At 30.1% G+C, this 13,862-nt stretch carries 12 protein-coding genes and 1 pseudogene; all 13 read right to left on the bottom strand.

Annotated elements, in window-relative coordinates; all coding sequences use genetic code 11:
• Nucleotides 1-70: 70 nt before the first annotated feature.
• The 13 genes and pseudogenes from WY13_RS19725 to WY13_RS19665 all read right to left on the bottom strand — a co-directional run bounded on the left by WY13_RS19725 (nt 71) and on the right by WY13_RS19665 (nt 13,629).
• Nucleotides 71-973 carry a phosphate ABC transporter substrate-binding protein gene (locus WY13_RS19725; protein ID WP_063557260.1) on the bottom strand — a complete coding sequence of 301 codons (903 nt, stop codon included), beginning with the start codon at nt 971-973 and terminating at the stop codon, nt 71-73.
• A gap of 169 nt (nt 974-1,142) precedes the next feature.
• A complete protein-coding gene (gene pnpS / locus WY13_RS19720) occupies nt 1,143-2,867 on the bottom strand; it encodes a two-component system histidine kinase PnpS (protein ID WP_063557348.1) in 1,725 nt (574 codons plus the stop codon).
• Between the two features lie 12 nt (nt 2,868-2,879).
• On the bottom strand, nt 2,880-3,575 hold the full coding sequence (locus tag WY13_RS19715) for a response regulator transcription factor (protein WP_063557259.1): 696 nt from the start codon (nt 3,573-3,575) through the stop codon (nt 2,880-2,882).
• 15 nt (nt 3,576-3,590) lie between these two features.
• Nucleotides 3,591-4,301, bottom strand: coding sequence for a peptidoglycan editing factor PgeF (gene pgeF / locus WY13_RS19710; RefSeq protein ID WP_063557258.1), 711 nt, complete (start codon nt 4,299-4,301; stop codon nt 3,591-3,593).
• Between the two features lie 153 nt (nt 4,302-4,454).
• Nucleotides 4,455-4,910 carry a transcriptional regulator NrdR gene (nrdR, locus tag WY13_RS19705; protein ID WP_013237900.1) on the bottom strand — a complete coding sequence of 152 codons (456 nt, stop codon included), beginning with the start codon at nt 4,908-4,910 and terminating at the stop codon, nt 4,455-4,457.
• A 67-nt stretch (nt 4,911-4,977) separates the two neighbouring features.
• Nucleotides 4,978-5,244 carry a YlmC/YmxH family sporulation protein gene (locus WY13_RS19700; RefSeq protein WP_063557257.1) on the bottom strand — a complete coding sequence of 89 codons (267 nt, stop codon included), beginning with the start codon at nt 5,242-5,244 and terminating at the stop codon, nt 4,978-4,980.
• Nucleotides 5,245-5,617: 373 nt separating this feature from the next.
• Nucleotides 5,618-6,391: an RNA polymerase sporulation sigma factor SigG gene (gene sigG / locus WY13_RS19695; RefSeq protein WP_063557256.1), complete on the bottom strand. Its 774-nt coding sequence runs from the start codon at nt 6,389-6,391 to the stop codon at nt 5,618-5,620.
• 73 nt (nt 6,392-6,464) lie between these two features.
• Nucleotides 6,465-7,172, bottom strand: coding sequence for an RNA polymerase sporulation sigma factor SigE (gene sigE / locus WY13_RS19690; RefSeq protein ID WP_023163094.1), 708 nt, complete (start codon nt 7,170-7,172; stop codon nt 6,465-6,467).
• Between the two features lie 195 nt (nt 7,173-7,367).
• Nucleotides 7,368-8,165, bottom strand: coding sequence for a sigma-E processing peptidase SpoIIGA (gene spoIIGA, locus WY13_RS19685; RefSeq protein ID WP_063557255.1), 798 nt, complete (start codon nt 8,163-8,165; stop codon nt 7,368-7,370).
• Between the two features lie 213 nt (nt 8,166-8,378).
• Nucleotides 8,379-9,488 (bottom strand): cell division protein FtsZ, encoded by a 1,110-nt coding sequence (gene ftsZ, locus WY13_RS19680; RefSeq protein ID WP_013237895.1) that lies wholly within the window; start codon nt 9,486-9,488, stop codon nt 8,379-8,381.
• An 18-nt stretch (nt 9,489-9,506) separates the two neighbouring features.
• Nucleotides 9,507-10,778: a cell division protein FtsA gene (gene ftsA / locus WY13_RS19675; protein ID WP_063557254.1), complete on the bottom strand. Its 1,272-nt coding sequence runs from the start codon at nt 10,776-10,778 to the stop codon at nt 9,507-9,509.
• Between the two features lie 386 nt (nt 10,779-11,164).
• A pseudogene (locus tag WY13_RS19670) lies at nt 11,165-12,438 on the bottom strand (glycosyltransferase family 2 protein).
• Between the two features lie 135 nt (nt 12,439-12,573).
• Nucleotides 12,574-13,629 (bottom strand): type IV pilus twitching motility protein PilT, encoded by a 1,056-nt coding sequence (locus WY13_RS19665; protein ID WP_156499088.1) that lies wholly within the window; start codon nt 13,627-13,629, stop codon nt 12,574-12,576.
• Nucleotides 13,630-13,862: the final 233 nt, after the last annotated feature.

Genomic DNA, 13,862 nt, shown 5'->3' with positions numbered 1-13,862 from the left:
ATTCACCGACCTCAAATTTATATTTTTAATGGCCAACTGTTTTTGCAGCCAGCCATTAAAACCTTCCAAATTATTTTTCATTCATATCACTCATTGGTATATATCCAAGTTTCTTTATAGTATCTTTATTTTCATCACTAAGCACGTAATCTATATAAGTTTTGGCCAGTCCTTTTGCTTCTCCGTTTGTATACATATGTTCAAAGGACCAGAAGGGATATTTTTTAGAAGTTATATTCTCCGTTGAAGCCTCAACGCCTTCTATTTTTAAAGCTTTAACATTATTTTTTGCTGATCCTGTTAAATAGGAAAGAGCTAGATAGCTTATAGAACCTTGAGTTGTCTTGATTGCACTTTCTACACTTCCATTAGCATCCTGAGTTGTTCCAATTCCTTCCTTTTCATCCTTTCCACCCATTACCGTATCTTTAAATGTAGCCCTTGTACCAGATGACTTTGTTCTATTTATTACATTTATCTTCATGTCATCTCCGCCTACATCCTTCCAATTAGTAATTTGGCCTGTAAATATTTTTTGTATTTGATCTTTTGTTAAAGAATCAACCTTAACATTAGGATTTACTACTACTGCAAATCCTATTGCACATACCTTATGGTCTACTAACTGCTTTGCCTTACTTGCATCTAATTTTGATTCTGCCGTTACGTCAGAATTTCCTATATCTGCGGTATGCTGTAATGCTAAATTTAAACCAGTACCGCTTCCTCCACCTTGAACATTTATAGTTGCCTTCGGGTTTTTCCCAGAAAACGTCTTTCCGATCTGTTCTGCTAAAGGCTGAAGTGCAGTAGATCCTGCTAATGTTATAGCTCCTGTTACTTCCTGTTTAGATCCTTCTGATGTACCTCCAGAACTACTTTGATTTTTGCTTCCACCGCATCCAACAAATGCTCCTGCAACTACAGTAATAGTAATAGCTGCTATAAGAGCTCTTAAGCCTTTTTTCTTCATAATATTAGACCTCCTTAAAATTTGCTTCCTAACAATAATATTGCATCAAACACTTACTACCTACATTGTTTATAATATTCCTCAAAGATTAATCCTTTATTACATGTATGTTAATTAAAATTAACATCCGCACTTATTTCTTTAAGTACAGATGTTAATTTAACATTTATTACATATTTTCATTTTTACTATTAGCATCCAACGGAATTTTAACTATAAATTTACTTCCCTTTCCAACTTCACTTTGAAGATCTATAGTTCCACTAAGGCCTAAAACTATATGTTTTACTATAGCAAGTCCGAGTCCTGTTCCACCCTGATTTCTTGATCTAGCTTTATCCACTCTATAAAATCTTTCAAAAAGTCTATTTTGATGCTCTTTTGAAATTCCTACCCCATTATCCTCTACCCATAAAACACAATTATTATCTTGAAGTATTGTTCCAATTTTTACTGTGCCACCATTGTTAGTATATTTTATTGAATTGTCCATGAGATTTATTACCATCTGCTTAAATCTATCTGCATCAGCCCATATGCTAGGTACCTTATCTCCTATTTTCTCTATCTTAATATTCTTTTTATATGCTGCGGTTTTCATCATACAGCAAACATCTTTTACTATGTCGTCTATTTTTACTTCTTCTACCTTATCTATACTATTACTTTCTATATGGGAAAGAGTTAATATATCATTTATCAATCTGGTAAGTCTATCCGCCTCATCATTTATTATGCTTAAAAATCTATTTTTATTTTCAGCATCATCTACATACTTTAAGGTTTCTGCAAATCCTTTTATAGAAGTAAGAGGGGTTTTCAATTCATGCGAAACATTGGCCACAAATTGAGATCTCATATTCTCCAACTTTTTTATATCCGTTATATCTTGAATTACTGCCACTTTACCTATTTTTTTACTGCTATTTATGATATAGGCTGTTTTTACCCTTAATTCTCTCTCTCTTGGCCACAGTATTTTGATTTCTCTGTAGTCATCCTCCATACTTTTAAATATATCTTCTAGTTCAAAATCCCTTATATTATCTATCAAACTTTCACCTATTATATCTTTTTTTATACCAAATATCTTTTTTGCATAGGGATTTATCATTATAATATTGTACTTAGTATCAACAGCTATTACACCACTGTCCATGCTTTTAAGTATTGCCTCTAGTTTATTTTGCTTATCTAGAGAATCCTTTAGGGTACTTTGAAGAGCATCTGCCATATAATTAAATGTATTTGCCAATTCCCCTATTTCATCTTTAGAATTAATTCTCACTCTTTTATCCAATTTTCCACTTGCTATACTAGATGTAGTATACTGAAGCTTTTTTATAGGGCCTACTATGGACTTTGAAAGCTTTAAGGCAAATACTATAGAAACAAGTATGGAGAAAAGAGTTATAATTATATAATATTTAAAATAATCATCCTCAAATCCCTTAATTGTCTGCATGGTAAATGCACTTCTTACTACATATCCATCTTTAAATATAGTAGCAAAATAAAGTGTTTTTTTACCCGTAGTATCACTAACTCTTATATCATAACCAGTCCCACTTTTTCTTGCTTCTTGAATTTCCTTCCTTTGATTATGATTATTCATATCCTTTTCTACTGCCACAGAATCGCTTATTACTTTACCATTCCTGTCTATTAAAGTTTCTCTTATAAGTTTATTTTCAAATTGCTTTTTAAAAAAACTTCCCCGGTTATCTATCTTTTCATTTTTCAGTACATTTATTATAATCTGGTTATTCACTTTTAAAGTTTGTTTCATATTCTCAATATATTCATGATTTTCAATTACTATAAATAATATAGTTGTTATAAGCATACTAAATATAAGAGTACAAAGCATGGAAAGCGTTAATCTTTTTTTCATTTTTTTCACCAACTACTCTTCTGAGTTAAATCTGTAACCAATGCCACGAATAGTTTCAATATACTTAGGTTTTTTGTCGAAATCCTCTATTTTTTGTCTTAAATGCCTTATGTGTACATCCACTGTTCTAGTTTCTCCAACATATTCATATCCCCATATTTTATCTAATAGAAAATCTCTAGTCATTACTCTTCCCCTATTTTTTATAAGCATTTTTAGGAGTTCAAATTCTTTTAAGGTTAATTCTACCTTTTCTCCATCTTTAATGACTTCATGTTTATCGAAATCTATGCTTACCTGTCCAAATACATAGCATTTATCTACAGGTTTTAATGCTGTTCTCCTGAGTACAGCTTTAACCCTAGCAACTAGTTCCCTTATAGAAAAAGGCTTTGTCATATAATCATCTGCTCCAAGTTCTAATCCTAGTACCTTGTCAAATTCCTCTCCTCTTGCAGTTATCATTATTACAGGAATAAAAGATATAGCATTGTCCCTTCTTATTTCTTTACACACATCATATCCATCCATTCCAGGCAGCATTACATCCAGTAAAATTAACTGAGGCATCTCTTCCCTTACAATTTTCAATGCATCTATCCCATTTCCTGCCACAATAACCTTATATCCATTTTTCTCAAGATTAAATTTAATAAGTTCGCAAATATGTTCTTCATCATCTACTATTAATATCTTTTCTTGTAACATAATAATCCCCCATTTTTATTTTAGATAAATAAATGAAAACATTCTTCCATAGTCTTTATTTTTTCTATAAGAATGCATTTCATATTCAGTATTACAATAGGTACATATATCTAAATATTTTATATTTTCACTTTCTATTTCTCTGTCTTGAAGTTGATATAATATACATTTTTTTAGATCAAGATTTCTATTTCTAAATACATCCTTAAATCTATAAAAATCAGAGTTTTTAAATTTATCCATTACTTCTTCCCCAACTTCATAACAGCAGCTGTGAATATGTGGTCCTACACATACTATTATATCTTTAGATTCACTTTTGAAATTCCTTTCAAGTTTTTCAATAGTTTTAGAAAGAATACAAGCTAAAGTACCTTTCCATCCACTATGGACTGCTGCTATAACCTTATTTTTTTTATCATATAAAAGTATTGGAATACAATCTGCGTTAAAAACCCCTACAGCTGTGTTACGCTCATTTGTAATTATTCCATCTGCATCCTCTTCATCTTTGCCTGTATAAATTATACTCTGACACCCATGAACTTGATTCAAATATCCCACAGTTTTCAAATTAAACCATCTTTTTAAATTTTTAATATTTTCCTTTCCAGAATCTGTGGATTTATTAAAGCTTAAATCATTTTTAGCTGTTGAAAATATTACTTCTGCACCTTGTAAATCTATTTTTATAAATTCATAATCTTCTACTGTAATTTTCTCCATATTAATCCTCCATCTAGAATTTATTTCAAAATCAAAAACATCTTTAAAATTATCTTAAATATATTTTAACATTGTTTTTTTAATTGATGGGATTATAAATATCTTTTAACTTTAATTTAACATAAAATAAATGATATGCTTAAAGCATACCATTTATTTATTTGAAATAAGATTTTTTATTTCCTGCATAAAAGTATTTATATCCTTAAATTGTCTGTAAACAGACGCAAACCTGACATAAGATACTTCATCCACCTTTTTTAAATTCTCCATAATAATTTCCCCTATTTCCGAGGAACTTATTTCTGTAATCATATTATTATTTATCTTTTTCTCTACTTCATCGGTTATATTTTCAATTTGTTTTCTTGAAACAGGACGTTTTTCACAAGCTTTTATTAATCCATTTAATATTTTTGTCCTGTCAAAATATTCCCTATTCATATTTTTCTTTACAACTAAAATGGGTACATTTTCAATTTTTTCATAAGTGGTATATCTTTTATTACACCTTAAACATTCTCTTCTTCTTCGTATAGCCATATTGTCATCTGTAGATCTTGAATCCACTACTTTAGTTTCATTGTATCCACAATAAGGGCATTTCACTTTAATTCACGTCCTTCATATAAGATAGTATACATATTATAATTATATACTTATTTTGTGGAAACTTCTACTCCTCTACAAGATTTTTTCCATCGACTAAAATTACATCTACACCTATTTTTTTTACATTACCCCAGGGTATTTCTATATCTTCATTTTTCCCAAATAATGATATTTTAAAAGTTTGAGATGGTAAAATAATTGATATTATCTTATGCTCTTCACAATTTATCTTTAGATCTTTTATAAAACCTAATTTTGCACCCGTATTTATATCTATTATTTCCATATTTCTTAGATTAGTTAAAGAAAATAAATCTCCTTCTAACTCCATTTATGTACATCCCCCATTTTTAATTATTTTCTAACTTAACTTTCGCAGTTTAAAAACTTCGCGAAGCAAAGCTTCGCAAGTTAAGAATTAATAATGAAGAATTAATAGTGAAGGATGATTTTTAACTCTCGCAAAAAATTTTTAAATTTATATAAGTCAGCTTTTAGTAATATTTTGTTTTAGCAAAACGAGTGGTGAAAAGCTTAATCAAAGATTTTTTGTAGTGTAACGGAAAAAATCCACATTAACTATTAATTTTTAATTCTTAACTATTAACTAAAAAAATTACGTCGTAATTTTTTTATATTAAGTCAAAATTTCATATGTGTGAAAGTTGAGTTTCTAATTATTATAAATTAAACATTATACCTATTTATATATATTTTCGCATATGCCTTAAAGCAGTTTTCTCTAACCTAGATACCTGCGCTTGTGATATACCTATTTCATCTGCTACTTCCATCTGAGTCCTTCCATCAAAAAATCTTAAATTAAGTATTAATTTCTCCCTGTCATTTAATTTTTTCATGGCTTCTTTTATTGATATGTTTTCCAACCAGTTTTCATCCAAATTTTTAGTATCACTTATTTGATCCATTACATAAATTGCATCACCACCATCATGATATATGGGTTCAAACAGGGAAACTGGATCCTGAATGGCATCCAATGCGAATACCACTTCCTCTCTTGGTATATTTAATTCCTCCGATATTTGTGATATAGTTGGTTCTTTATTATTTTCCCTTATTAATTTATCTCTAACTTGAAGTGCTTTATAAGCAATATCTCTAAGAGATCTACTTACCCTTATGGAATTGTTATCCCTTAAGTATCTTCTTATTTCTCCTATAATCATAGGTACAGCATAAGTTGAAAATTTAACATTTTGACTTAAATCAAAGTTGTCAATGGCTTTTATAAGCCCTATACATCCTACTTGAAATAGATCATCTACATTTTCTCCCCTGTTATTAAACCTCTGTATTACACTTAACACCAATCGTAAATTACCCTTTATAAACTTTTCTCTAGATTCATTATCTCCCTGCTGCATCTTTATTAAAAGTTCTTTCATTTCTTTTCCCTTGAGAACTGGCAATTTTGATGTATTTACGCCACAAATTTCTACTTTATTAATTATCATGTAATCAGCCCCTTTAGAATATATAGCATTTTAAGTATTTACTAAGAAGCTGAGTTTTATACTAAAGACAACCCTATAACATTTTATTTATTTCTTTTCTAAGTCTCTTTATTATTCTCTTTTCTAACCTTGATATATAAGACTGTGATATTCCAAGTAAGTCTGCAACTTCTTTCTGAGTTTTTTCACTTTTGCCATTTAATCCAAACCTTAGATTAACTATCTCCTTTTCCCTGTCACTTAATTTTTTCATAGCTAGCATTAGAAGCTGCTTATCCACTTCATCTTCTATAAAATTGTAAACTACGTCATTGTCCGTTCCTAAAATATCAGAAAGTAATAATTCATTTCCATCCCAATCTATATTGAGTGGTTCATAAAAAGAGATTTCTGCCTTTGTTTTACTATTTCTTCTCAGATACATAAGTATTTCATTTTCTATGCATCTAGAAGCATATGTAGCTAATTTTATTTTTTTTTCAGGATTAAATGTATTTACTGCTTTTATAAGACCTATGGTACCTACTGATACTAAATCTTCCACATTTACCCCCGTATTTTCAAACTTTCTAGCTATATAAACTACCAAGCGCAAATTCCTTTCTATGAGAGTAGATCTTACCTTCTCATCCCCAGAAACTAGCTTCAAAACTAAATCCTCTTCTTCTTTTTTGCTAAGTGGAGGTGGTAGTACATCATTTCCCCCTATATAATATATGTTTTTTATTGCAAATTTAAATTTTGTAAGTATTCTGTTCAACAATATTTTTAACCTAAGCATAATCATAGCCTCCATCATTTAATTTCCTTTTACATCAAGTAATTATTAGGCCCAAATGGGGTTTGTTTGTGAGGAATATTCTTTCTCCATCTGAGTCTTATTAACAATATTCTTAGTGTCTTTAGCACTTAGAATACGTTATCCTTTAGGGGAAAAACTTATCCATGAGCATATCATCCGTTATACACATATCGCCTATATCACTCCCCTAGAAAGAAGTGCATGATAATCGTCAAATTTACTCAATTTATCCTTGCAAATAGCAATTATAACTTCTCTACATTTAGTCTCTTGTCCAAAGTCTATTTTTACTACATCTGGCTTAAAGCCCTGAAGCTTGCCACACTTGCCGTTTATAACTCTATAGGGTATGTAAAACTTATCCATTTCCTCTAGATTTATATTTTCGAATACAGACTTCTCAACTATCACTACTGGCAAATTGGTAGCTGGCTCCCTAAGCTCGTTCCCGGTATCTAAAAAAGCCTTTACAGTCTTGCTTTTGTCTTTAAATACAATATCTACATCATAAATTAATTTAAACATCCTGTTCCTATCCTTAACATAAATTACCAACCTATCAATTATTATGTACAACACCATGATAGAAATAAAAAGCCATTCATAAGGGAAATTAATTATCATATAATCTCCTGTATAAGAGCAATTACTATATTGTACAAACATGCAAACACCTGCCAGCAGCATAGAATACAAAATAAATACAACTGAAATCTTAAAGTTACATATAAATCCCCTATTACCGAAAGAGATATAAATTAGCATAGCTGCTACCAAAATTTTAAAATAGAAAGCAGAAAATATATTTAAAGCTGGATAAATTAATGTAACCGTATAACCACTTCCTATGGCCGCAGCTAAAATCATAAATTTAAGTTTTATCTTTAACTTAAGAGTTCTTCCTGTAATATGCAATAAAAAAAAGTTTACTATAAAGTTTATCAAAATTAGCAAGTCTGCATATACTACCAATTGTAAACTCACCTCCACCTTCGTTTTCCTGTATTTACCTTTATTATATACTTATATATTTCAAAATTTTGTCATTTTTTAATCATATACAATATTTTTATTTTCTATATTATGCCACAAAATCTTTTTTTAGTACTATTTAAAATCATTTGAATTGCATAAAGTTAGATAATAAAAAATCCGTGTATAGTTTAAACTATACACGGATTTTTTCTACTTTCTCTGTCTCCTTAGGAAAGCTGGTACTTCCAAATTATTTTCATCAATTTTCTCATATTCTACGGAAGCTGCCGCTTCATCCTCATTATTCATCATACTTCGTCTTGAAGATTTGATATCGGATTTTGTCTCCCTCTTAACTTCATCCTTTCCCGTTTCAAAACCTGTAGCTATTACAGTAATTCTTATTTCATCTTTTATTTCCTCATCTATAACGGCTCCAAATATTATGTTTGCATCAGGATCTGCTGCATCTTGAACTATCTCTGCAGCTTCATTTATTTCTAAAAGCCCTAGATCCTGTCCACCTGTTATATTCAAAAGTACTCCAGTAGCCCCTACTATGGAAGTTTCAAGAAGTGGACTTGATATTGCCTGTTTTGCTGCATCCTGTGCCCTATTATCACCATTTCCCTTACCTACACCCATATGTGCAAGACCCTTGTCTATCATAATTGTTCTAACATCTGCGAAATCTAAATTTACAAGTCCAGGTATAGTAATTAAATCTGATATACCTTGAACGCCTTGTCTTAATACATCATCTGCAAGTCTAAAGGATTCCATTAAAGTTGTCTTTTTATCCACTACAGAAAGTAACCTTTCATTCGGTATTGTAACCAAAGTATCAACTTTATCCTTCAAATCCTTTATTCCCATTTCTGCATGAAGCATCCTCTTTCTTCCTTCAAAAGGAAAAGGTTTAGTGACCACACCTACAGTAAGTATACCCATTGATTTTGCAATTTCTGCAATTATAGGAGCTGCTCCTGTACCAGTTCCACCGCCCATACCTGCTGTAATAAATACCATGTCCGCACCTTTTATAGCTTGAGATATTTCATCCTTATTTTCCTCTGCAGCCTTTTTTCCTATTTCAGGATTTGCCCCTGCACCAAGTCCTTTGGTGAGCTTATCACCTATTTGTATTTTTTGCGATGCTTGTGAAAGCATTAATGCTTGCTTGTCTGTATTTATAGCTATAAATTCAACATTTTTTAATCCTTCTTTTATCATTCTATTTACGGCATTATTTCCTCCACCGCCGCATCCTATTACTTTTATCTGAGCAAATTGTTGAACATCAACATCAAAATCTAACACAATACCCTGCCTCCTTTATTAAAAAAAATCTGTAAAGAATTGTTTTATTCTTGATACAAAACTACTATTTTTATTTTTTTTACTTGTTTTTTCTTTTTGATCTGTTTCCTCATAATCACATATATCTTTATTTTCAATCGGATCCGTAAATGCCGTATTTTTAACTTTTATTGAATTTGAAACATCCTTTACTACTCCAACTGCTGTAGCATACATAGGACTAGCTGCTCCTATGTATTTTGGGATTCCAATTCTTACAAGCTTCTTCAACACATTTTCACCAAATTTTTCTATTCCATTTATAGCAGCCATTCCGCCTCCTACCATAACTACACCCGAAAGTTTATCATAATACTCAGAATTTCTTATTTCCTTATCTATTATAGAAAATAATTCTTCTACCCTAGCTTGTATAATTTGAACTAAAATATTATAGTCAACTTTTACTTTGTTATTATAATCAGCATCTACTTCTATCTTAAAGTTTTCTTCATCATGGTTTATTTCAAGACTTCCATATTTTATTTTGAGTTTTTCTGCCTCTGAAGCAGAAAGTTTTAAGCAAACTCCAATATCATTTGTTATTATATTTCCACCTAAACCTATAGTACTTATACTCCTCAAATTTCCACCCTCATAAATATAAATGTTTATAGACTCCGCTCCTGCATCAACCAAAGCTACTCCCCGTTGAATTTCATCTTCTTTTAATACTACTTCAGATATAGCTATGGGTTGAAATACTACTCCTAAAACTTTTATTCCTGCTTTATTTACGCTTTTAAAAATATTATTTACTATTGCTGACTGAGCCATTATTATTTGTGAGTCTACTTCCAATCTTAATCCGCTCATACCTATGGGATCCTTTATTTTGTCGTAACCATCAATTATGTATTGCTCAGGTATTACCCCTATTATTTCTTTATCATTTGGAACCGTAATAATCTTAGATGCTTTTAAAACTCTTTTTACATCATTTTGTTTTATTTCACGATCTTCTGAAGATACAGCAACTACACCTTTATTCCAAATAATTTCACTTATTCCTCCTGGTAAAGATATATACGCTTCCGATATTTTAGTATCAAGCATTCTTTCTAGAGAACTTATACATTTTTTTATAGATTCTGAAGTATTATCTATATCTACAACTATTCCTCTTTTCACTCCGGTACAATTTGAAGAAGTTATACCCATTATCTGTACTCCAGCATGTTTGTCCACTTTTCCAGCAGCAGCACATATATTGGACGAACCTATATCTATGCCAATTATATACTCATTCATTAAAGTATTTTTTCCCTCCTTTGCATAAACATAATTCCTAGATTCAACTTTTTGAATCTTAGAAGACGTTATCCATGTACGCAACCGCTCCTCAATTTCATAAAGTAAAGATCTTATTTACATTCATACAATTTTTATTATAAATATAAAATATTATCACATATTAGAGCACGAGCAGGTAGTCATCGGATAAAGAAAACTATAGGAAATACACATCCAAAATATATATTCAACAAAAAATCTAATTTTCCTCTTATATTTTATCACATTTTAATAAAAACTCAAATTAAGTTAAACAATATTAAATTAATTTGGGAATAAATCCTGTTCAGATACACCCCAATAAGGGGAAAAGACTTACAGCCTTTTCCCCAATAAAAATTTATTTAATTAGCTTTTTCTAAATCTTTTATCTTTACACTTCTACTGTGAATAGTGTGATTCCATTCTTTATCGTTTTTGTATATAATTCCTTGAAGAGAAATTGGAAACCACGTTATAACATATAGAGGATAAATTATGTAATACCCAAATATCCTAAGATCTAATTTTTTTCTAAAATAAGTACAAAAGGAGTATATACAAATTGTAATATAGAAAATAGTATCGCTATAATCGTAAATAAATCAAAATTTATAGAGTATACAACTGTATTGAAATTAGATATTAAATTATATGTCTTCATGAAATATTGAATTACGCCGCTTATAGCAGAAATTCCTATAAGAACAGTTACTATAGGTTGAATACTATAAAATGCACAATCAAGAAGTACAAAATTACAACTTTTTATTGATTTTTTCAAAAGCTTAAAAAAATATCTGCTAGACACATCTGCAAATCCCTGCATCCACCTTTTTCTCTGTTTCCAAGACTGGAAAAGTGTAAGTGGCTTTTCATCATATATTATGGCATCATGAGCCCATCCTACCTTATAACCATGCAATACCAATTTACATGTAAACTCCAAATCTTCCGTAAGACATGTAGCACCCCAACCTAATTTTTTTAAAACAGCTATATCTATGCAAAAACCAGTTCCACCAAGTTGAGTCGACAGACCTAAATTACTCCTGGCTAGTTGAAACATCCTATTGCAGGTCCAAAATGCTATAGAATAACTTCCCGTAATCCATGTATCGCGGGGATTTTTACTATCCAAATAACCTTGAACAACTTTATAGCCTTTGCAAAGTTGCTTATTCATCTCCTTTAAGAAATTTCTATTAACCAAATTATCAGCATCAAATATAGCAACAGCATCATATTTTTTTTTCATCTTAAAGATCCTATCAAACATCCACTCCAGTGCATAACCTTTACCTCTTTTTCCTTCAGTAAATCTTTCATATACAATGGAACCTTTTTTTCTAGCCTTTAATGCAGTTTTATCTGTACAGTTATCTGCAATTACAAAAATGTCGTATAATTTCTTAGGATAATCAAGTTTTTTTAAACTTTCTATAATGTCATCAATTACAACTTCTTCATTATGAGCTGCAACAACTAACGCAAAACTTTTTTTCGGTTTTACCTCTCCAGTATCTTTTTTTCTCCGTATGCCAAAAATTGATATAAACAAATAGTAAATAGATATTATATAAACTGTATAAGTTAAAACACGAGAGGTATTATGAATTAATTCCTTAAAAATGCTCAATTTAATCCCCCCTAATTCAAGGTTATTTTAGCACAAATAAAAATTAATTACTATAGTAATTATAATAATTAATCAAAATATTTGATTAATATAAAAAAGCAGCACTTAAAAGTTCTACTTTTCTACATAAATTCTCTATAAGGAAATTATTTTAGTTATTATATTTGCATCACAAGCATAGGCAATGGCAGATTCATAAGATATTAATCCTTTTTTATAAAGTTCCGCCAGTGCTATATCCATTGTCTTCATACCATACTTTGACCCGGTTTGCATTGAAGATTCTATTTGATAGGTTTTTCCTTCTCTTATCATATTTTTAATGGCAGGAGTGGCAATCATAGTCTCAACTGCTGCTATTCTTCCCTTACCATCTTCTCTATGTATAAGCTGCTGTGAGACTATTCCCCTTAAAACTGCTGCTAATTGTATTTTTATCTGCTGTTGTTGATACGGTGGAAATACATCTACAATTCTATCTATAGTTTTTGCTGCTCCTATGGTATGTAACGTTGAAAATACCAGATGTCCGGTTTCAGAAGCCGTAAGCACAACAGATATAGTTTCAAGGTCTCTCATTTCCCCCACTAAAATTACATCTGGATCTTCTCTAAGTACTGACTTTAAGGCATTAGCATAGCTTTGAGAATCTTTCCCTATTTCCCTCTGATTTATTATGGACTTGTTATGCTTATGTAAATATTCTATAGGATCTTCTAAAGTTATTATATGTGCGGCTCTTGTACAATTTATTTCATTTATCATAGCTGCTAAAGTCGTACTTTTTCCACAGCCTGTAGGTCCTGTTACCAAAATCAATCCTTTTTTATAGGATAAAAGATTTTTTATTACCTGTGGAAATTTAAGTTCATTTAAAGTAGGTATTTTCAATCCTACAACTCTCACTGCAATGGCATTACTTCCCCTTTGCTTAAAAACATTTACTCTAAATCTACCAAGTCCAGCTACAGAAAATGATATATCGATTTCTCCAATTTTCATATATTTATCATAATCTTTACCCAATATTTCTTTACTAAATCTTTCTGTATCTGATGGTTGTAGTTTTTCCTTTCCAAGTACTTCAAGTTCTCCATTTACCCTTATTACAGGAGCTATGCCTACGGTAAGATGCAAATCTGATGCCTTTTCTTTAATAGTTATTTCTAATAAATCTTTTAGTGATAGCAATTTAAGTTCCCCTCTCTGATACATCTATATTTTCAATAATTATTTTATAGAATAAAACTTTAATTCAAAAATTTAAAAGTTATTTATAAAATTATATTATACCTTATTATATTCGTCACTTATGTCTACTTTTTTATAAAAAATTTTAATTTGAGTTAAAGTTATTTATAATTATCAAAAAGTAAAATAAATTCCATATGCATTTACATAAAATTGTATAAAAATACATAATG

The organism is Clostridium ljungdahlii (genome assembly GCF_001636845.1).
In the GTDB taxonomy this organism is placed as follows: Bacteria; Bacillota; Clostridia; order Clostridiales; family Clostridiaceae; genus Clostridium_B; species Clostridium_B ljungdahlii_A.
The sequence above is the reverse complement of the archived record's forward strand: the minus strand, read 5'-3'. Positions and strand labels throughout refer to the sequence as shown.